Source organism: Paraburkholderia sp. J7 (genome assembly GCF_905220155.1).
Classification (GTDB): Bacteria; Pseudomonadota; Gammaproteobacteria; order Burkholderiales; family Burkholderiaceae; genus Paraburkholderia.
In genome coordinates, this window is the sequence record NZ_CAJMYZ010000003.1 from 90,579 (window position 1) to 109,799 (window position 19,221).

Sequence of the window (19,221 nt, forward strand, 5' to 3'; positions counted from 1 at the left end):
CTGCGCGACTAATGAGTATGCACAAGCTTCGCCGCTTCGTCGGCACGATCGCGGAACTGCTCGACCGCGCGCCGCGCGAGCCCAGACTGATCGAGCACGGCCTGCACGCGCTGCGCGAACTCGTGCGCGAGGACGACTGGCTGCCCGACGCGTACGCCGCCCCCTCGCCCGAGCGGTATCAGCAATATCTGCTTCATGCCGATGCCCGCCAGCGCTTTTCCGTGGTCAGTTTCGTCTGGGGGCCAGGCCAGCAGACGCCCATACACGACCATACCGTCTGGGGCCTGATTGGCGTGCTGCGCGGCGCCGAGTATGCGCAGCCTTACGCCCACGACGCGGCTGGCGCGTTGCGTCCGTTCGGTGACGAGGTGTTGCTCGCGCGTGGAGACGTCGAGGCCGTTTCGCCCACGCTCGGCGACATTCACCGCGTGCGCAACGCGTTCGACGACCGCGTTTCGGTGAGCATTCACGTGTATGGCGCGAACATCGGCGCAGTGCGCCGGTTCACCTACCCGCCCAACGCCCCGCCGAAGCCCTTCATCTCCGGCTACTCGAACGACACGCTCCCGAACATCTGGGACCTCACCAAGGAGTCCATCGCCTCATGAAGTCATTTCCCACGCGCACGTACCAGGATGTGCGCGACGCGCTGCTCGCCCGCCGCGAAATCGCACTGCTCGACGTGCGCGAGGAAGACACGCATGCGCAAAGCCATCCGCTTTTCGCGGCCAATCTGCCGCTCTCGAGGCTCGAACTCGATGCCTGGACGAAGCTGCCGCGCCGCAGCGTGCCAATCGTGCTGCTCGACGACGGCGAAGGCTTTGCACAGCGCGCGGCCGTCACGCTCGATGCGCTGGGCTACACCGATATCGCGCTGCTCGAAGGCGGCCTCGCGGGCTGGCTTCGCGCAGGCGGTGAAGTGTTCCGCGACGTGAACGTGCCCAGCAAGGCGTTTGGCGAGTTCGTCGAATCGGAACGCCACACGCCTTCGCTCTCGGCGCAAGCGGTGGGCGCGCTGCTGGCGAGCGGCGAAGACGTGGTCGTGCTCGACGCCCGCCGCTTCGACGAATACCAGGCGATGAACATTCCCGGCAGCATCAGCGTGCCGGGCGCGGAACTCGCGCTGCGCGCCCGTGCGCTCGCGCCCGACCCGGCCACGCGCGTGATCGTGAACTGCGCGGGGCGCACGCGCAGCATCATCGGCGCGCAGTCGCTCGTCAATGCGGGCCTGCCGAACCCGGTGGCGGCGCTGCGCAACGGCACGATAGGGTGGACGCTCGCAGGCCAGACGCTGGAGCACGGCAGCGCACGCCGCTTCGATCCGGAGGCGGGTCGCGACGCCGCGACGCTGGCGGCATCGCACGCGGGGGCCGCCGCGCTTGCCGACCGTGCGGGTGTTGGGCGCACCACGCTCGCCGAGGCCGCGCGCTGGGCCGCCGATGATTCGCGCACCACGTACCGCTTCGACGTGCGCACGCCCGCCGAGTACGAGCAGGCGCACGCACCGGGTTTCCAGGGTGCGCAAGGCGGCCAGCTCGTTCAGGAAACCGAAATGTTTGCACCCGTGCGGGGCGCGCGCGTGGTGCTGTTCGACGACGACGGCGTGCGCGCCAACATGACCGCTTCCTGGCTCGCACAGATGAATGTCGACGTGTACGTCGTGGATGAGGCGCGCGCCGGAGACCTCACCGAAGGCGGGGCGTGGCATGCGCCGAAGCCCGCGGCGCCGCGCATCGCGTCGATCACGCCCGCGGTGCTCGCAGCACGTCTGGCCAAGCCGGATCACGGCACCGTCGTGCTCGATTTCACGTCGAGCGCCAATCACGTCAAGGCGCACATCCCTGGCGCATGGTGGGCGTTGCGTTCGCATCTCGCTCCCGGCTTCGGCGACCTGCGCGCGTTGCCGGATGCCAGGCGCTACGTCGCCGTGTGCATGAGCAATGCACTCGCCCCGTTCGCCGCATCCGATATCGCCGCGCTGACGGGCAAACCCGTGGAGGTGCTCGACGGGGGCACCGCCGCATGGCAACGCGCGGGGCTGCCGGTGGAAAGCGGCGAGACGCACCTGGCCTCCCCGCGTATCGACCGCTACCGGCGCCCGTACGAAGGCACTAACAACGCGCGTGACGCGATGAACGCCTACCTGGAATGGGAGTATGGTCTCGTCGCTCAACTCGGAAGAGACGGTACGCACGGCTTTTTTGTGATCTGAACGCCCCGTTCACGCCATTCCACTTGCAGCGCTTCGGCGCTGCCGCCGGAAGAACTGCCACATCATCGACATCGCGTCGGGGCCTCGATCCGAATGAAACGGCTCGCTCGGGTCGCCGCCGCTCCATGCGTGCCCGAGCCCTCGAACAACGCATACCCGTACGACGAGCCTGCCCGCCTTGACATAGTCGGTGTACGCCACCGCGTCGCGGCTATAGCTGCGTATTTCGCCAACGCGCAATTCGCTCTGCGCGTCGAGCAGCCGGTTGACTCGCGCGAACTGCATGCCAAGTTGCATCGCGTTGCGCCTCGCCACGACCGCGTCGATTTCGCCTTGCACGATGAAGGCGGGCATGCCCGGATGCACGGCGACGTCGAGCGCGGCATCGACGAGGTGCACCGGTTCTTCGCGGCTCGCGTGACGCATGACGCTCATCGCGCTCATCGTGGAGGTGGCCGCGCCGAATACCGGCCCGGAGTGCAGGCCAACGGCTGCGAAACGCCACGGATAGCGCATGGCGAGCACAGACGCGAGCCCCGCCCCTGCCGAGATGCCCGCCAGGTAGACGCGTTCGCGATCGAATCCGTGCTCGCGCACGATCGCGTCGACAAGCGAAGCCACCGCTGGCGCCTCCGACTGCGCATGATCGCCGTGCCAGTGCCAGCAGCGCTGTGCGTGCGCCGTTTTCGCCTGCTCGGGAAGCAGCACGGCAAAGCCGGACCGATCCGCCAGCCGGCAAACGCGCGTGCCCGCAGCGAACGATTCCGCCGTTTGCTTGCAGCCGTGCAGCATGACCACGAGCGGCATGGCCCTGGCCACGCCGGCGGGCAGATAGAGCGCGTACGCGAGATGGTTGATGAGATGCCCGGCCCTGGGCGGCGCGGAATGCCAGGAACGCAACCACCTGCCGCCCGTGCCCGCCGGTTGCGCATGCGCCACGTGCGCGTTGCCGGTGTGTTTCGCCGATTTGGTTCCCGGCTTCGCGACGTGCGTGGGCTTCGCGGCCTTCGCAGGCGCGGTTTTGCGTGCGGTGGCCTTTTTCTTCGGTCGCGTTGTGCTCATGCGGGTGAGCAGTTCGAGACCCTTGAGCCAAACGTTGGTCTTTTTCCTGGGCGTGAGCAATGGCGACAAGGCGTTTTGTTCACGTCACGCCAGGAGCCACGCGGCGGACAGCGCGACACAGCGATCGTGTCGCTGCGAGTCCAACCATCATAGCGGCCCTGACCTCGCGCTGAATTTTGCGTGACAGCGCGCCGCTAACCGCTCCCGCGTCACGCGTGTCGCTGGCGCTATAATTTCGGCGACCGTTGCTGCGCCGCCCATTCCACCATTCCCGTGACTGCATCCACACCCAACGCCCCGCCGCGCCCCACGCTGTTCGGACTCTTTCTGATATTCAGCCGCATTGGCTTGACGAGCTTTGGTGGCGGTTTGAGCGGCTGGCTGCTGCGCGAATTCGTTCAGGATCGCCACTGGATCAGCGAAGAGGACTTCCTCAACGGGCTCGCCATCTCGCAGGCGCTGCCCGGCATCAACGTCAAGAACATGGCGATCTGGATTGGGCATCGGCTGCTGGGCTGGCGCGGGGCCGCCGTGGCCGTCACCGGTATCGTCGTGCCGCCCGCGTGCCTGATCATCGTGATTGGCAGCGTGGTCGGCGCGCTCATCTTCCATCCGCTCACGCAGATTCTGATCGCCGGCGCCGCGGCTGCGGCCACAGGGTTGTCGCTGTCGATGGGTGTCGTCACCGCGCGACGCGTGCGGCGGCAAATCCTTCCGCTGCTGCTCATGGCGGCGACTTTCCTTGCAATCGGCATTCTGCGTTTGTCGCTGGTGTGGGTGGTCGTCATCGGGGGCACGGTGAGCGTGCTCTACGAATACGTGGCGATCCGCCGGGGTGCGCGATGAATGCACGCCTGCTCGGTCAGCTGGCCGCCATTTTCGCGCCACTTTCGCTCGTGACGATCGGCGGCGGCCAGGCGATCGTCGCGGAGATTCAGCGCCAGGTCGTGCAAGTGCATCCCTGGATGACGCACTCGCAATTCGCCGCCGACTTCGCGATTTCGCGCATGGCGCCCGGCCCGGGCTCGCTGCTCGTCACGCTGATCGGCTGGCAGGTTGCCGGCTTCTGGGGCGCGCTCGTGGCGACCGCCGCGCTCTTGCTGCCAACGGGCTTCCTGATTTACGGCGTCACGCATATCTGGGGCCGCTATCAGGGCGCGGCGTGGCAGCTCGCGCTCGAGCGCGGCCTGCGTCCCATCGCGGCCGGCATGATGCTCGCGGCGGGCTGGGTGCTGCTCAAATCGCTGAACGGCGGCCTTCCCGCGAAGGCGATTGCCGTCGTGTCGCTTTGCGTGCTGCTCAGAACGCGCGTCAGTCCGCTGGTTCTTCTCCTGGCCGGCGCGCTTGCGCTCGTTGGCGTGAGCCTGATCGGCGCGGGTCTGCCGCACTGGCTCCAGGTGCAGCTCACGTAAAAAAACACCCCGCCGTTACAACTCCACGGGAATAGCAGCCCACCCGCCGCGGTATACCCATTGCAGTCTCCGTTGATGCGACCGTGCTCCAGCCGGTCGCAGTACCACGCAATTTCATCAGGAGTTCGAAATGATTAACCGCCGCCCGTTTTTTGCCTTCCTCGTCGCGACTGCTTGCATCGGCGCCGTCTCCACCGCTTCCGCGCAAGGACTCACACGCGCCCAGGTGCGCCAACAGCTGATCGAAGCGCAGGCCAACGGCTCGCAATTCGTGACCGATACCTCGTATCCCGACGTGAGCCCCGTATTCGCGCAACAAGTCGCGCATGCGAAGGCACAGCAACAGCAGCAATCCGGCGGCATGGGCGCGCCCATGCAAGGCACGAGCGACTCCGGCGCGCCGCACGCGGCATGCGTTGGGCCGGTGAGCTTCTGCAACCTGTATTCGGGTAGCTGAAAGCGACTGCCGCCTCCTGCCACAGTCGCACGCCCCGCTCAGGACGAGCGGGGCATCGCGCGCGCCTTTTTCGCCGCCGCCTCCTACCGCCCCCTACCGCCCCCCAAGCGTCCTGGCCAGCCGCAGTGTCGGCAACGCGCCATATTCGATGCGCCGGGCATGCACCGGCACGCCGTCGTGCAGACTTTCGTGCGCTACAGGACAAACCCTGCCCCCCAATTGTCTTGTGGCGTGACTACACTATGTGCGTCGGCATTCGTTTGCTATCCGCGTTCGCGTGCCGCCCGCCAGCACGATGACCACTGGGAGGTGTGCTGTGCTCCGCCTGAACTTCGCCCGCAATTCGCGCTCCGCGGCAGCGCTTGCCCTGGCGCTTGCCAGCGCTTTCTGTTTTGATGCTAACGCGGCCACGCCGCCTGCGGCCCCCACCAAGCCGCCCGCCAGTAAAGCAGCCGCCGATAAGGCCGCAAACGACAAGGCGGCTAACGACAAGGCCGCCAGCGACAAGGCAGCCGCGCAGCCGGCCGCCGCCGAGACCTCCGCGCCGGCGGCCGCCACACCCGACTTCTTCTCGCTCGCCGAGCGCTACGGTCCCGCCGTCGTGCACGTGATCGCGCGCAGCGCCGACGACCCGTCCGCGCAGCCCGAGCAGGAGGCCATCGACGCCGACGATCCTTTCTTCGCCTTCTTCAGGCGCGCGCCGAAGCCGGCGTCCGACGCGGACGCCAGCGGGCCGCGCGTGATGACAGGCATGGGCTCCGGGTTCATCGTCAGCCCCGATGGCGTCGTGCTCACCACGGCGCATGTCGTCGACGGCGCCGGGCAGGTGACCGTGCGGCTCACGGACAAGCGCGAGTTCAAGGCGGAGGTGGTTGGCGTCGACCCGCAAAGCGACGTTGCCGTGCTGCAGATCGACGCGCACGGTCTGCCGTTCGTGAAGCTCGCCGAAACGGCGAAGGTGCACGCCGGTGAGCCGGTGCTCTCGATCGGCTCGCCGGACAGTTACCAGAACACCGTGACGACGGGCATCCTCAGCGCGACTTCGCGCACGCTGCCCGACGGCAAGTCGTTCCCGTTCCTCCAGACCGACGTGGCGGTCAACCCCGACAACTCCGGCGGGCCGATCTTCAATCGCGCGGGCGAGGTGATCGGCATCGACGTGCAGATTTACGCCGACACCGGCCGCTACGGCGGCCTGACCTTCGCGATTCCTATCGACGCCGCCAACCAGTTCCGCGCCCAGTTGCAGGCGAGCAAGGCGGCGAACGCCGGCGGCGCCAATGCGGCGAACGCGGCGAATGGAGCCAACGGGGCAAACGCGGGCAACGGCGGCACGATCCGCACGTTCGGCATGCAGGTCGAAGACGTGAGCCCCGGGCTCGCGGCGGCGCTCGGCTTGCCGCACGCGGGCGGCGCGCTCGTCGATTCCGTCGACCCCGCCTCGCCCATCGGCAAAGCGGGTATCCGGACCGGCGACGTGATCGTGCAGGTCGGCACCAAGCCCGTTGACCGGGCCGCGACGCTTGCCGCCGCGCTCGCGGCGGTGCCGCCCGCCACGCCGGCTTCGCTCAAGGTGATCCGCAACCGGCAGCCGGCGGTGGCCGGGTTCTCGAACACCGCGTTCGAGGCCAAGGCGGAGGATGCGCCTGCGGCGGCGGCAGGCACGACAGGGGCAGCGGGCGCAGCGGGGGCGGCAGCGGCACAGGCAGCCGACGCCGAACAGGCGGCGGAAAAGACCGACGCGCCAGTCGCGCCCGCCGCCGGGGATGCGGCAAGCAAGGCGCCGCCGGCCAATGTGCACGCCATGAAGACGGTGATGACAGACACGGCCGCCCCGCTCGCCCAACCCGTCGCCGCGCAGGCCCCGCGCCACGCCGCGGACCGCATCGGCCTCGTCGCGCACGCGCTGAGCGAAGAGGAAAAGCGCTCAACCGGCCTGCCGCTCGGCTTGATGGTGGACGCTTCGACCGGCCCCGCCGCGACGGCGGGCGTGCGGGCTGGCGACGTCGTGCTGTCGCTCGACGACACGCTGGTCGAATCGCAGGAGGAAGCCGCCGCGCTCGAAGCCAAGGCGACGAAGAGCGTGTCGCTGCTGATTCAGCGCAACAACGCGCGCAGCTTTGTTGCGGTGAAGCTCAGGTAAAGCTCAGGTGAAGTTCAGCTGACAGGCCTGGAACAAACAAGCGCGGCACGGCGGCCTGACAAGCCGCCGTGCCCGCGCCCGGCGGTGCTCAACTCGGCGTCAACTGCGCATAAACGTCGTGCGCGAGCTGCAAAAGCGCCTTGCGGTCGATACCGCCGGAAAGCGCGTACCCGAAGTCGCCGTCCACCCAATAGAACACGTTCACCGGTCCATCCTGATACAGCTTGAACGCCGTGGTGTTGGCGCTCGTCTTGCGGTGCGAGATACACAGCGTCACGCGCTCGCCTTGCGCGTTGTGATACATGAACTGCGCAACCTGGCCGCCGTCGTCGGCGGGCAACAAGCGCCCGCCCGAAAGCTCGAAGCCGCTCTTCGACAGCATCGGCGCGCGCACATTCGTGCCGAGCCGGTTGGCGAGCCACTTCACGAAGTCCTGCTCCTGGCTGTCGTCCATTGCGTCGGGCCGCACCACCGTCGGCATGTAGACCACGTGTGCGAGCGCCGCCTGCCGTGCGAAGCGCATGGAGCCGTCCGCGCTCACCGCGTGCAGCTCGCCGCCGCCCGCCACGCCTGCGGGTCCGCCTATGGCGCCCGTGCCGCTCATGCCGTAGTGCATGCCCCAGCCGATTGCCACGCCCAGCACGAGCGTCGCCGCGAGGCCCGCGAAGCGCGGCCAGTTCGACGCCGGCCGCGTGTTTTGCACCGTTTGCACCTGCGGCTCGGGCTCGGGCTCGTGCGCGGCCACGCGCAGGCGCGCGGGCAGCGGCTCGTTGAGCACGCGGTCGTAACGCTCGTGCAGCAGGTTGTTGAGCGCGAAGAAGTCGCTCGCGCGCGCGGCAAGCTCGGGATTGCGCTCGAGTTCGCGCTCCACGTCGGCGCGGCGCGCCTCGGAAAGCGTGCCGTCCACGTAGGCGTGGATCTCGTCTTGCGTGACTGGATTTTGTTGTTCGCTCATCGCACCACCTTCAGATTCGCACGCGGGACGGAACCGGCCATGAGCGCGCGCAGGCGCTCACGTCCCCTCGACAGACGCGACATGACCGTACCGATCGGTATGTCCAGCGCCAATGCGACGTCGGCGTAACTCATTTCCTCCAGTCCTACCAAAAGCACCACTTCGCGCTGCTCCACCGGCAAGCGCTGCAGCGCGAAATCCAGATCGCGCACTTCGAGCGCGCCCGTCTGCGTGGCGGGCACGGCGTAGTCGGTTTCGGGCACGCTTTCGTCGTCGACGGAAACATGCGCGCCGCGCGCCGCCGACTTGCGCACCTGGTTCACGAAGATGTTGTGCATGATCGTGAAAAGCCAGGCGCGCAGGTCGGTGCCCGAGCGAAACAGCTCCGTGCGGGCGATCGCGCGCTCCAGCGTGTCCTGCACGAGGTCGTCGGCAAGCTCGCGGTTGTTGATCAGCGCGCGCGCGTAGCGTCGCAGGCGCGGCACGTGTTCTATCAGCTCGTCACGGATGTCCATGTTTCATCCTGGATTGCTGCAAGGGTCATTGCGCGGTTTGCATCGCCGGGTGGGTTCACGATCCGTCGCCCTCGCGCGCCGGCGGCGTGGCGAGCGTCGCGAGGTCCGCCGCGCGCATCAGGCCGCGCGTTTGCGCGTTGCCCGCGAGCACCCAGCGCGTGCCATGCTCGCGCCACATCAACAGCCTCAGCGGACCCGCGCGGTGCGCGCTCCACTGGGGCGCCGCGCCCGCCAGCCAGGCGCGGCTCGCGAGCAGCACCACGCGCTCGCCCTGGCTGTTCTCGTAGACATAGCGCTGCGCGTTCGCGAACGGGCCAACCCGCACTTCGCCGCCGCCCAGGAAGTGCAGGCCTGCCGCGCCGAAATCGAACGGCGCACGCGCCGCGCCTGCTTCCAGCGCCTCCGGCTGCCCGTTTTCGGCCTCCATCAACGCCATGACCGCGGCGTTGTTCAAAACTTGCTGCGACGGCTCAGTCACGGCGACCCACGCCAAGGCGGCGCTCGCCAGCGCCAGGGCCGCCGCGAGAGCGATAGCGTAGCGCAACACCCGCCCGCCTCGGGCCGTAGCGGTGCGCGGCTGCGCCGTCTGCGCGGCCTGCGCCGGGTATGCGTCGCGAATCTGCGCGTTCAGGCGCCGGTAGAACAGGATGCGATGCCATTCGCCGGGTTTGCCCGCAAGGTAGCGCCGCACATGCGCCGCCCGCGCGCCGGCGAGCGTGCCGTCGCTATAGGCCTGGATATCGGCTTCGGAAATCGGCGGCTCGTCGAGCGGCCCGCGGAACTTCATGATCGTGATGCGATGCTGATTGGGTGGCGATGCGGGGACTAACACGCGGCGGCGCCGATTATTCCTGCGGGCGGCGAAATTCCCCCTTTTGCGTTCGCACGGCGCTCGAGCGATTTTGCGCTGCGCTGCCGCTCTTGCATCGCATCCGCATAAAAAAACGCCACATTACCCGCATTGAATAATATTTGAATTATTTCCTTAAAAGCGCGTGCGAGCATCACGCCCAACGGCCGCACACCTTGCGGCAGGTTCGTGATTTACGGGAATTCAAGTGAAAAATGCTGCTCGCCTCATCGCCTTGTCGCTCGCGCTGCAAGGTCTCGCCACTCACCCTGCCATTGCGCAAAGCACGCTCAACTACACCACGTCCTGGATCGGCAACAGCTTCGGTTTCGGCGACGGCAAGTGGATGCAGCAAGACGTGGAGGCCATTGCCGTCGCACCCGACGGCACCGTCTACGCGAACGCGCCGTGGGACGAAAGCGGTAGCGAGATCGGCGTCTACCGCGGCGGCGACAAGCTCGCCGTGGCCGGCAATACGCACGGCTGGGGCAATGCGGGCGGCGACGCCATCGCGGCGAACAGCACCTATGTGTACGCCGCAATGTCGATCGGCAACGAGAGCAACGGCCTCGTGGGCGCGGACTATCCGCCCGCCAACCAGACGTGGTTCGGCGTGACGCGCCGCCTGCGTTCGGACGTGACGCAAGGCGCGCCGTTCGCGAGCGGCATTGGCAACAGCGCGAACGCGACGAAGAACAGCTTTTTGCGCGTGCTCGCGGCGCCGAGCACTGGCGACGGCGCCGTGCGCGGCCTCGCAGCCACCGATACCGAGCTGTACGTTGCCGATACCGCCGACAACCGCATCGTGGTCTACGACGCGCAGACCATGCGTCAACTGCGCTCGTTCACCGTGCCCGCGCCGGGGCGCATTGCGCTCGCGAACGACGGCACGCTGTGGCTGATCCAGGGCTTGCAGGCCGCGAGCGGCCCGAGCATTGGCCACTACCGCAAGGACGGCACCGCGCTCAACGACGCGCCCGTGCTGCCCGCCGGCACCGTGCCCACCGACCTCGCCTTCGCGCCATCCGGCCAGCTTTCGATTGCCGACAACGGCCCCTCGCAGCAGATCCTGCTCTACGCACGCGCGTCGAACGGCCAGATGACGGCAGCGGGCGCGCTGGGCACGCGCCAGGGCATCTTCCATGTCGTGGCGGGCACGCCCGGCGACTGGCGTTTCAACGGCATCGCCAGCATTGGCTACGACCAGGCGGGCAATCTGTATGTCGCGCAGAACGGCCAGGGGCCGCGGCCGTACGGCACCGCGCTCGTCGGCCAGGGCGCGGTACTGGAAAGCTACGGAATGGGCACACGCACGCTGGGCTGGCGCCTCGATGGCCTGACCTTCGTCGATGCCGCCGCCTTCGACCCCGCCAACGCCGCGAACGTCTTCACCGGCTCGAAACGCTTCACGCTCGACTACCGCCAGGCGCCTGGCAAGCAATGGACCTATGCGGGCTTCACGCTCAACCGCTTCGCGTATCCGGACGATCCGGCGCTCCATTCCACGCGCGGCGTGCGCGGCTCGCCGATGGTGCGCCGCTTCAACGGCCGGCGCTTCCTCTACACGCTCGACCAGTACGCGCACTACCTGAACATCTACCGCTTCTCGAGCGCGACCGATGGCGAAGTCGCGATTCCCTCGGGCCTGCTCGCCCAGAATCCGATGCCGGGCAACTGGCCCGCCGGTCAACCGGCCTACGGCGAATGGATGTGGCGCGACGCGAACGGCGACGGCCATGTGGATGCGGGCGAGATCGCTTCGAACCCCTCCACCGGCGCAACCGTCGGCAACGGCTACTGGTGGGTGGACACACCCGGCAATGTATGGCTCGCCACGCCGCTTTCGGGCATTCGCGAGATGCCGTTGCAAGGTCTCGACGCGCAGGGCAATCCCCAGTACACCTATGCATCGTCGAAGATGTTCGCAATGCCGGCGCCGTTCAACCGCATTGCGCGCATTGTCTACGTGGCCGAAACCGATACGATGTACATCACCGGCTTCACCGCCTCCATTCCGTGGGATGCGTCGCACTGGAAGGAAGCGGGCCCTGTGCTCGCGCGCTATGACAACTGGTCGAGCGGTACGCCCACGCTCACGTGGCAGGCGTCGTTGCCCTGGAACACGAGCAGCAGTCCGCAGGTGACGACGGTGGGAATTGCCGTGGCCGGCAACTATGTGTTCATCGCGGAGCTCTACACGCAGAAGATCGACGTGTACGACGCGCGCAGCGGCCAGCTCGCCGGCTCGATGACGCCCGGCGCCAACGTGGGCAGCACGAGCGGATGGGTGGACATTTATATGGGCATGAGCGCGGCGCAGCGCGACAACGGCGATTACGTCGTGCTCGTGGAGGACGACGCGCGCGCGAAAATCCTGATGTACGACTGGACGCCGAGGTAAACCTTCAGGCTTTACGAGCGCCCCGACACCTGCGTGGAAAACGCCACGCGATTGCGCCCATCGCGCTTGGCCCGGTAGAGCGCGGCGTCGGCTTCTTCGACCAGCGCCGTTTCCGCGAGGCCCGGCGCGGGCGTGAGCGTGGCCACGCCAATGCTGATCGTGAGGTGCTCGCTCACGGCGGACCCCACGTGCGGCAGCGCGAGGCCCGCCACGTCGCGGCGCATTTTCTCGGCGAGCAGCCGCGCGCCCGCGCTGCCCGTGCCCGGCAGGACGACTGCGAACTCCTCGCCGCCAAAGCGCGCCACGAGGTCGCGCGGCTGCCGGATCTCGCGGCGGATCGTCGTCGCCACCGAGCGCAGCACGTTGTCGCCCGCCACGTGGCCGTAGGTGTCGTTATACGGCTTGAAGTAGTCCACATCGATCATGAGCAGCGACACTTCGGTGCGCTCGCGCTCCGCGCGTTTCCACTCGGCGCTCAGGAATTCGTCCAGATAGCGCCGGTTCGAGAGGCCGGTAAGGCCATCCGAATGCGTGAGGCGTCGCAGTTCGAGGTTCGCGCGGAGCAGTTCCTGCTGCGAGCGGCGCAGTGCGCGATACGCCTCGTCGCGCTGGAGCATGTTTACGTAGGATCGCGAATGATATCTCACGCGGGCGATCAGCTCGACGCTGTCCGGCAGCTTCACGAGGTAATCGTTCGCGCCCGAGGCGAACGCCGCGCTCTTGATGGCGGGCTCTTCCTTGGTGGAGAGCACGATGATCGGCACGTCGCGCGTCGCGTCGTTCGCGCGATAAGCCCGCACGAGCGTGAGCCCGTCGGTGCCCGGCATCACGAGGTCCTGCAGGATCACGGTCGGGCGCACTTCCTCGGCCATGCGCACGGCCTGGTCGGGATGCGCGCAGTAGTGGAAGTCGATCTCGCGCTCGCTCGCGAGCGCCCGGCGCACCGCCTCGGCCACGATCGCCTGGTCGTCCACCAGCAGCACCATCATCGGCATGTCGGCGGCGGGCAGCGTTTGCTCCAGCGCGCTGCGCACGGCGTCCAGCGCAACGGCGAGCGAGGCGTCGTCGGCGCTGCCGGGGTCGAGGGCGGCAGCCGTGCCGCCCGTCTCGAGGCCCGTGCTGTCGGCAACGTTTGCGCTGATTGGAAGAGTGGACTTCTCGGTCATGATGTCGGTCGCGTCTCGTGATGGCTGGCGTCTAGCCGGCAGATTGATGCGGTGATTTCACCCGGCTCGCAAGCTCGGGGGCAATGGCGTCGAGCGGCAGGATCGCGCGCGCGGCGGAAAGCGCCGCCGCCGCCTTCGGCATGCCGTACACGGCGCTCGTCGCCTGGTCCTGGGCGATCGTGTGCCAGCCCTTCGCGCGCATCGCCTTCAGGCCAATGGCGCCGTCGCGCCCCATGCCGGTGAGCAGCACGCCGATCGCCTCGCCCGTCCAGCACTCGACGAGGCTGTGAAAGAAGGTATCGACAGAGGGGCGGTACGGTGTCTCGGCCGGCTCGCGAGTGTAAGCCAGCTTGCCGCTCGCTGTCATGCGCAGATGATCGTTGGTCGCGGCGAGCAGCACGCATCCGGGCGCGGGCTGCTCGCCTTCGAGCGCAATGCGCACCGTGAGCGCTGTCTGGTCGTCGAGCCAGGCGGCCATGCCCGCCGCGAACGACTGGTCCACGTGCTGCACGATCACGATGCTCGCGCCGAAACCGGCAGGCAGCGCGCCGAGCACGGCGGCGAGCGCGCTGGGTCCGCCCGCCGAGGCGCCGATCGCGATGAGCGGCGCCTTCGGCATGCCTGGCGCTGTTGCGGCCGGCGCGCGCGCGGTGAAATCGGGCGCGCCGGATACGCGCCCGATCTGCTCGATCTTCGCGAGCAACAGGTCCATCGTGCGGCGCGTGTCGGGCCCGGCGAGCGTGGGGGTGTCCACGGCATCGAGCGCGCCCGCACCCATCGCCTCGTACACGCGCCAGGCGTTCGCGCCCACGCTGCTCGTCACGATCAGAATGGGGCACGGCGAGCGCGCCATGATCTGCCGCGTGGCCTCCACGCCGTCGATCTTCGGCATCACGAGATCCATGAGGATCACGTCGGGCACTTGCGCCGCGCAGAACTGCACGGCTTCCTCGCCGTTCGCGGCGACCCACAGCACGCGATGGCCGTGCCGCGTCGCGATGGCCTGACGCAGCGCCTCGACGGCGAGCGGCATGTCGTTGGCGATACCGATTTTCATCCTGTCGACTCCCCGATCAGGTCGCTTACGGCGTCGAGCAGCGCTTCGTCGTGGAAGCTGCCCTTGGTCAGATAGTAGTCGGCGCCCGCGTCGAGGCCGCGCCGCCTGTCGTCTTCACGATCCTTGTACGAGACGATCATCACCGGCACGTTGCGATGCATCGCGTCGCCCTTGATCATCATGACGAGTTCGATGCCGTCCATGCGCGGCATGTCGACGTCGGTGATCACCAGGTCGAAGTGCGCGTTGCGCAAGGTGTTCCAGCCGTCCATGCCGTCCACCGCCACGGTCACGTCATAGCCGCGTTTTTCGAGCAGCTTGCGCTCCAGCTCGCGCACCGTCAAGGAGTCCTCGACAACGAGAATACGCTTGCGTGCGCGCGCACCGTCAAGGGCTGCGCCGCGCGCCACGCCCGCGAGCTGACCGTCGCGCACGAGTCGCGCAACCGACGTCACGATGTCCTCCACGTCGACGATCAGCGCGACCTCGCCGTCGTCGAGCAACGCCGCCGCCGAGACGTTGCGCACCTTGCCCAGACGCGCATCGAGCGGCTGCACGGCGAGCGTGCGCTCGCCCGCGAAGCGGTCCACGGCCACGCCATAGAGGCCCGCCTCGCTGCCCACCAGCACCACGTTCAGGTCTTCCGTGGCCGCGGGTTCGGCGCCTGCCCCGAGCAATTGGCGCGCGGTGACGAGTCCCACCGGCCGCCCTTCGAAGGCAATGTGCTGCTGCCCTTCGAGCATTTCGATCGTGCTGCGCGGCACGCTGAGCGCGCGGCGCACGTGCGCGAGCGGAAATGCATAGGCTTCGCCCGCGACCTCGACGATCAGGCTGCGCACCACCGAGAGCGTGAGCGGCAACTGCAGCACGAAGCGCGTGCCCTGCCCCGCCGCGCTCTCGATGCGCACGGTGCCGCGCACGGCCTTCGCGAAGTTCTGCACGGCGTCGAGGCCGACGCCGCGGCCCGACACGTCGGTCACGGTGTCGCGCATCGAGAAGCCCGGCAGCAGCAGGAAGTCGAACAGTTCGGCGTCGGACATCGCGGCAACGGCCTGGGGCTGCGCGAGCGAGCGAGCGACGATGCTCGCGCGCAGCGCGTCCAGGTCGATACCCGCGCCGTCGTCGGCCACGGCGATCAGCAGTTTGCCCGCGCTATGGCGCGCTTCGAGCGTGAGACTTGCCTCTTCGGGCTTGCCGGCGCGCCGCCTTGTTTCGGGGTCCTCGATACCGTGATCGAGCGCGTTGCGCAGCAGGTGGCCGAGCGGCGCGTCGAGCATTTCGAGGATGTCACGGTCCACTTGCGTCGACTCGCCGACAATCGCGAAGCGCACGCGCTTGCCGAGCGAGCGCGCAAGGTCGCGCACCACGCGCGGATACGTGTGCGCCGTGTCGCCGAACGGCCGCATGCGGCATTGCAAGGCCTCGTCGTAGAGGCGCTGCGCGAGTTGCGTGCCGCGCCGGTCAATGCGGTCGATGTCGTCGAATCGTTCGGATAGCTGATGATCCAGCGACGCCAACGCCTCGCGTATGCCGGCGAGCGCGGCGCGTGCGTCGGCGTCGAGCGCATCGGCGTGGCGCTCCTGGAACTGCCCCAGCGCCGCGAGCACGTCGCCCTGCGCGCGGCGCGTGCGCAAGAGACCTTCGGCGAACGGCCGCATGCGGCGAGACTCCACCAGCGATTCGCCTGCGAAACCGAGCAAGCGGTCGAGCGTGCCGGCACGCACGCGCAGCATGCGCTCGGCGTCAGTTGAACGGGGCTGCGCGGGCCGTACCAATGGCGCGGATTCGACCTCGCCGGACGACACGGCCTCAGGTTCCGGCTCGGGTTCCGGCTCGGGTTCGGGCAGGCGCAGCGACGCCGCCAGCGCAGCGAGGTCGTCGGCTTCCGGCATTCGCACGCTCGCGTTGGCGTCAGCGTTCGCCGCGCCGGGCTGCACTACACCCTGCAGGCGCGCCACGAACGCCGCAACCGCATCGTGCGTAATCGGCGCCGCCGCAACGTCGCCCGCCGCGCTCAGCAAGTCGATGCCAACGAGCAGCGCGTCGATGCGCGCCGCGTCGATGCGCAATTCGCCACGCTGCGCCGCCACGAAGCAATCCTCCATCGCGCTCGCCACCTCGACCGCTTCCGGCAGTCCGACAATGCGCGCCGCGCCCTTGAGCGAGTGCGTGGCGCGCATGCACGCTTCGAGCGTCGAGGCATCGTCGGGCGCGGACTCGAGCGCGAGCAGGCCCGCGGAAAGCGTGCGCGTCTGCGCCGCCGCCTCCTCCTGGAAGAGGTCGAGCAGCGAGCGGCGGCTCAGTTCGTCGTCGCTCATCGCAAACTCCTTGCAAGCGCATCGAATAGCACATCGGCGTCGAGCACGCCCACCGAACGCCCGCGCCAGTGCGTCACGCCACGCACATGCCGCCCAGCCGACTGCGCAAGCGTGGCGGGCGCGGGCAGCAGCGCATCTGCGCCGAAGCTCGTGACACCCTCCACGGCATCGACGGGAAACGCCGTCGTCGCGCCCGCCCACTCGGTCACGAGCAGGCGCGGCGTGGCGGCGCACCCTTGCGCTCTTGCCATAGCGGCTTGCGGCATCGCAACTTCGATACGCAGAAGCGCCGCCAGCGACACCGCGAGCGTGAGCACGCCACGCACGTTCACCACGCCCAGCACGGCAGCGCTGCGCCGGTGCGGCAACGTGTGGATGGCGCGCGCTTCGTCCACATGGCGCAGCGCGGTCGCGGGCAGCGCGAGCCACTCGCCGCCCACGCGAAACACGAGCGAGCCTTCGTGGCGCGTTTGCGGACCGGCAGACTCCTGCACGCGTTCGGGCGCCGGCTCAGACGACGCAAGCGGCGCGGGCCGGTCGAGCATGCGCGCTGCCGCTTCTTCGAAAACCGGGCAATTCAGGCAGCGCACACACGTCTGAAGCCGCGGGCACGAATTGTCGCCGAGCGTGCCGATGGTTTTCCAGCACGGGTCAAGCGGTTGCGCTGCGAGCACCAGGTCCTCCGTGAAGTCGCGCTCAGGCATGCGTGCCTCCTGCGCCCGTTGCGCCGCGCTGTGCCATTTCCTGCGCGACGCGCTTCGCGCGGCGCATCAGTCGGCGGGCACCCTCGCCGTCGCCCTGCACTTCGAGCAGCGCAGCCAGATGCGTAAGCGCTTCGTAGTGCGAAGGCTCCAGATAGATGGCCTTGCGATAGTGTGCGAGCGCTTCGGCGGCACGGCCCTGCGCATCGGCGATCAGGCCGAGCAGGTACCAGGTGTCCGCATTTTGCGCCAGCGCCTTGGCCGCTTGCGCGGCGAGGCGTTCGGCCTCGTCGAGCGCACCGGCATCGGCTAAGCGCCGCGCGTCGGCGAGCGCGGCTTCGGGCGTGGCGCCCACACACTCCGCACCCGCAGCCGATGCGCGCACCACGGCGGCGGCGCGTGGAGCCGGCGCGCCGTGCAACGGCCGCAGCGCGTGGCGCGGCGGCGCAGGCCTTGCCCGGTGTGCCGCTGCGGCCACGGGCGCGTCGAGCGGCGTGAACACCGGCGCGCTGCCGAATGCGGGGGCCGCAGCCGTAGCCGCGATCACCGGCAGCGGCGTGAGCGCAGGCGGCACCGATGCTGCCGGGCTCGCCGGATGATGATCCGTCGTCGCGCCGGGTTCGGGCGTGCGAAAACCGAACGCGAGCGGAATATAGGCGGACACCATCTCATGGCGCATCATCAGCCCGGTTTCCGCCGGTCCCACGAAGATCATGCCGCCCGCCGTGAGGCGCGCGCGCAGCAGGTCGATGGCGCGGTCCTGCGAGGCGCGGTCGAAGTAGATCAGCACGTTGCGGCAGAAAATGAAGTCGTAGCGCACCGGGTGCGGGGCGAGCCATTCGAACAGGTTCGCGCGCTCGAACGTCACGGCACGGCGAACTGTCGCGGCGATACGCCAACCGTCGGGCGTCGCTTCGAAGTAGCGCTCGCGAAACGCGAGGCCGTCGCCGCGAAACGCATTGCGGCCGTACACCCCGCGCGCGGCCGCCGCAATGGACTGCGCGCTGATGTCGATCGCGTCGATGGCGAACTGCTCGTGCGCGAGCCCCGCGTCGAGCAGCGCCATGGCCGCCGAGTAAGGCTCCTCGCCGCTCGAGCACGGCGCGCTCAGCACGCGCAGCACTTCGCCCGGCTGCGCGGCCAGCCGCTTCGCACCGAGGCGCGCGAGCGCGGCGAAGGCCTCGCGCTCGCGAAAAAACCAGGTCTCGGGCACCACGAGCGCGTCGATCAGCGCCTGGCGCTCGGCCGGCGTGGTCGTGAGTCGCTGCCAGTACGCTTCGCGCGCCCATTCAGGCAGCACGGCGCCGCTCATCCACTCCCTGCGCGTCTCGGCCGGATGCAGGTCCGCCTGAACCTCGAGCGTCACCGCCGCCCGTGCGCCCACCGCGCGCGCGAGCGCGTTGGCGCCCAGCGATTCGGCGTCGATGCCGGTTTCTTCGAGCAACCAGGCGGCGAAGCGCGGGTCGACCTGTCTCATGCCGCGCCTTGCCACGAAGGCGGATCGGGAAAGAGCAGCGCACGCACGCGCGCGTCGAGCAGTTGGGCAACTTTCACCCACTGGACGAAACCGCGCTCGTCGCGCGCCACGGGCCCCAGCCACCGCGCTTCGGGCGTGGCGATGCCGCCTTCGGCGAAGCGCTCGGGCGCGATCGACTGGGTGCGCGTCGCGCTTTCGAGCAGCAGCGCGAGGCGGCGCGGCGGCACCTGAGAGGCGGCCGCGCCAGCGTCGTCCGCGCGGTCATACACGAGCACGAGCCGCGTGGACATGAGCGCGCGCGCGGGCCGCCCGAGCGCGAGCATCGGCAGATCGACCACGGGCACGGGCGCGCCCTCGTAGTCGATCACGCCGGCGATATACGCGGGCGTGCCCGGAAACGCGCGCACGGGAGCGAGCGGCAGCACGTGCGCGATCTCGCGGGCATCGAGCGCGTAGCGCTCGCCGTCCAGTTCGAACACCAGGAAGAGCATCGCG

At 68.7% G+C, this 19,221-nt stretch carries 17 protein-coding genes; 7 read left to right on the forward strand and 10 right to left on the reverse strand.

Going from position 1 to position 19,221, the window contains the following annotated elements; translation table 11 throughout:
* Nucleotides 1–11 precede the first annotated feature (11 nt).
* Together U5A58_RS05905 and U5A58_RS05910 are read left to right on the forward strand one after the other, a co-directional pair.
* The gene (locus tag U5A58_RS05905; protein ID WP_321960695.1) at nt 12–608 is read left to right on the forward strand and encodes a cysteine dioxygenase; all 597 of its coding nucleotides are present in this window, start codon (nt 12–14) and stop codon (nt 606–608) included.
* Entirely contained in the window at nt 605–2,212 is a 1,608-nt protein-coding gene (locus tag U5A58_RS05910) for a rhodanese-related sulfurtransferase (protein ID WP_321960696.1), read from the forward strand. Before U5A58_RS05905 ends, U5A58_RS05910 begins: the two co-directional genes overlap by 4 nt.
* A gap of 9 nt (nt 2,213–2,221) precedes the next feature.
* Here U5A58_RS05910 and U5A58_RS05915 read toward each other — a convergent pair whose 3' ends face one another.
* Nucleotides 2,222–3,274, reverse strand: a complete 1,053-nt coding sequence (locus U5A58_RS05915) for a PHB depolymerase family esterase (RefSeq protein ID WP_321960697.1) — start codon at nt 3,272–3,274, stop codon at nt 2,222–2,224.
* 273 nt (nt 3,275–3,547) lie between these two features.
* Here U5A58_RS05915 and U5A58_RS05920 point away from each other — a divergent pair, with 273 nt between their 5' ends.
* The 4 genes from U5A58_RS05920 to U5A58_RS05935 all read left to right on the forward strand — a co-directional run bounded on the left by U5A58_RS05920 (nt 3,548) and on the right by U5A58_RS05935 (nt 7,286).
* The gene (locus U5A58_RS05920; protein WP_321915541.1) at nt 3,548–4,120 is read left to right on the forward strand and encodes a chromate transporter; all 573 of its coding nucleotides are present in this window, start codon (nt 3,548–3,550) and stop codon (nt 4,118–4,120) included.
* Nucleotides 4,117–4,686, forward strand: a complete 570-nt coding sequence (locus tag U5A58_RS05925; protein WP_158762757.1) for a chromate transporter — start codon at nt 4,117–4,119, stop codon at nt 4,684–4,686. Before U5A58_RS05920 ends, U5A58_RS05925 begins: the two co-directional genes overlap by 4 nt.
* Nucleotides 4,687–4,816: 130 nt before the next feature.
* Complete coding sequence (locus U5A58_RS05930) at nt 4,817–5,143, forward strand: DUF4148 domain-containing protein (protein ID WP_321960698.1); 327 nt, start codon at nt 4,817–4,819, stop codon at nt 5,141–5,143.
* 316 nt (nt 5,144–5,459) lie between these two features.
* Nucleotides 5,460–7,286 (forward strand): trypsin-like peptidase domain-containing protein, encoded by a 1,827-nt coding sequence (locus U5A58_RS05935; protein ID WP_321960699.1) that lies wholly within the window; start codon nt 5,460–5,462, stop codon nt 7,284–7,286.
* A gap of 88 nt (nt 7,287–7,374) precedes the next feature.
* Here the strand turns inward: U5A58_RS05935 and U5A58_RS05940 are convergent, their stop codons facing one another.
* The 3 genes from U5A58_RS05940 to U5A58_RS05950 are packed head-to-tail and all read right to left on the reverse strand — an operon-like array spanning nt 7,375 to nt 9,588.
* Nucleotides 7,375–8,241, reverse strand: a complete 867-nt coding sequence (locus tag U5A58_RS05940) for an anti-sigma factor (RefSeq protein WP_321960700.1) — start codon at nt 8,239–8,241, stop codon at nt 7,375–7,377.
* Complete coding sequence (locus tag U5A58_RS05945) at nt 8,238–8,756, reverse strand: sigma-70 family RNA polymerase sigma factor (RefSeq protein ID WP_321915537.1); 519 nt, start codon at nt 8,754–8,756, stop codon at nt 8,238–8,240. The genes U5A58_RS05940 and U5A58_RS05945 overlap by 4 nt, the downstream gene beginning before the upstream one ends.
* 55 nt (nt 8,757–8,811) lie before the next feature.
* On the reverse strand, nt 8,812–9,588 hold the full coding sequence (locus U5A58_RS05950; protein WP_321960701.1) for a transcriptional regulator: 777 nt from the start codon (nt 9,586–9,588) through the stop codon (nt 8,812–8,814).
* Nucleotides 9,589–9,814: 226 nt separating this feature from the next.
* Here U5A58_RS05950 and U5A58_RS05955 point away from each other — a divergent pair, with 226 nt between their 5' ends.
* Nucleotides 9,815–12,007, forward strand: coding sequence for a hypothetical protein (locus tag U5A58_RS05955; protein ID WP_321960702.1), 2,193 nt, complete (start codon nt 9,815–9,817; stop codon nt 12,005–12,007).
* An 11-nt stretch (nt 12,008–12,018) separates the two neighbouring features.
* Here the strand turns inward: U5A58_RS05955 and U5A58_RS05960 are convergent, their stop codons facing one another.
* From U5A58_RS05960 to U5A58_RS05985, 6 genes are all read right to left on the reverse strand, one after another.
* Nucleotides 12,019–13,002: a diguanylate cyclase gene (locus U5A58_RS05960; protein WP_321960948.1), complete on the reverse strand. Its 984-nt coding sequence runs from the start codon at nt 13,000–13,002 to the stop codon at nt 12,019–12,021.
* Between the two features lie 202 nt (nt 13,003–13,204).
* Nucleotides 13,205–14,230, reverse strand: a complete 1,026-nt coding sequence (locus U5A58_RS05965) for a chemotaxis response regulator protein-glutamate methylesterase (protein ID WP_321960703.1) — start codon at nt 14,228–14,230, stop codon at nt 13,205–13,207.
* Nucleotides 14,227–16,548, reverse strand: coding sequence for a hybrid sensor histidine kinase/response regulator (locus U5A58_RS05970; protein ID WP_321960704.1), 2,322 nt, complete (start codon nt 16,546–16,548; stop codon nt 14,227–14,229). Before U5A58_RS05970 ends, U5A58_RS05965 begins: the two co-directional genes overlap by 4 nt.
* Nucleotides 16,545–17,252, reverse strand: coding sequence for a chemotaxis protein CheW (locus U5A58_RS05975; RefSeq protein WP_321960705.1), 708 nt, complete (start codon nt 17,250–17,252; stop codon nt 16,545–16,547). Before U5A58_RS05975 ends, U5A58_RS05970 begins: the two co-directional genes overlap by 4 nt.
* Nucleotides 17,245–18,726 carry a CheR family methyltransferase gene (locus tag U5A58_RS05980; protein ID WP_321960706.1) on the reverse strand — a complete coding sequence of 494 codons (1,482 nt, stop codon included), beginning with the start codon at nt 18,724–18,726 and terminating at the stop codon, nt 17,245–17,247. Before U5A58_RS05980 ends, U5A58_RS05975 begins: the two co-directional genes overlap by 8 nt.
* The gene (locus U5A58_RS05985) at nt 18,723–19,217 is read right to left on the reverse strand and encodes a chemotaxis protein CheW (RefSeq protein ID WP_321960707.1); all 495 of its coding nucleotides are present in this window, start codon (nt 19,215–19,217) and stop codon (nt 18,723–18,725) included. The genes U5A58_RS05980 and U5A58_RS05985 overlap by 4 nt, the downstream gene beginning before the upstream one ends.
* Nucleotides 19,218–19,221: the final 4 nt, after the last annotated feature.

Excerpts from the sequence above, each read along its gene's own strand:
- U5A58_RS05945 (WP_321915537.1), bottom strand. The coding sequence starts at position 8,756 with ATGGACATCCGTGACGAGCTGATAGAACACGTGCCGCGCCTGCGACGC.
- U5A58_RS05915 (WP_321960697.1), bottom strand. The coding sequence starts at position 3,274 with ATGAGCACAACGCGACCGAAGAAAAAGGCCACCGCACGCAAAACCGCG.
- U5A58_RS05940 (WP_321960700.1), bottom strand. The coding sequence starts at position 8,241 with ATGAGCGAACAACAAAATCCAGTCACGCAAGACGAGATCCACGCCTAC.
- U5A58_RS05925 (WP_158762757.1), top strand. The coding sequence starts at position 4,117 with ATGAATGCACGCCTGCTCGGTCAGCTGGCCGCCATTTTCGCGCCACTT.
- U5A58_RS05965 (WP_321960703.1), bottom strand. The coding sequence starts at position 14,230 with ATGAAAATCGGTATCGCCAACGACATGCCGCTCGCCGTCGAGGCGCTG.
- U5A58_RS05970 (WP_321960704.1), bottom strand. The coding sequence starts at position 16,548 with ATGAGCGACGACGAACTGAGCCGCCGCTCGCTGCTCGACCTCTTCCAG.
- U5A58_RS05985 (WP_321960707.1), bottom strand. The coding sequence starts at position 19,217 with ATGCTCTTCCTGGTGTTCGAACTGGACGGCGAGCGCTACGCGCTCGAT.
- U5A58_RS05975 (WP_321960705.1), bottom strand. The coding sequence starts at position 17,252 with ATGCCTGAGCGCGACTTCACGGAGGACCTGGTGCTCGCAGCGCAACCG.
- U5A58_RS05980 (WP_321960706.1), bottom strand. The coding sequence starts at position 18,726 with ATGAGACAGGTCGACCCGCGCTTCGCCGCCTGGTTGCTCGAAGAAACC.
- U5A58_RS05960 (WP_321960948.1), bottom strand. The coding sequence starts at position 13,002 with ATGCCGATGATGGTGCTGCTGGTGGACGACCAGGCGATCGTGGCCGAG.
- U5A58_RS05905 (WP_321960695.1), top strand. The coding sequence starts at position 12 with ATGAGTATGCACAAGCTTCGCCGCTTCGTCGGCACGATCGCGGAACTG.
- U5A58_RS05930 (WP_321960698.1), top strand. The coding sequence starts at position 4,817 with ATGATTAACCGCCGCCCGTTTTTTGCCTTCCTCGTCGCGACTGCTTGC.
- U5A58_RS05910 (WP_321960696.1), top strand. The coding sequence starts at position 605 with ATGAAGTCATTTCCCACGCGCACGTACCAGGATGTGCGCGACGCGCTG.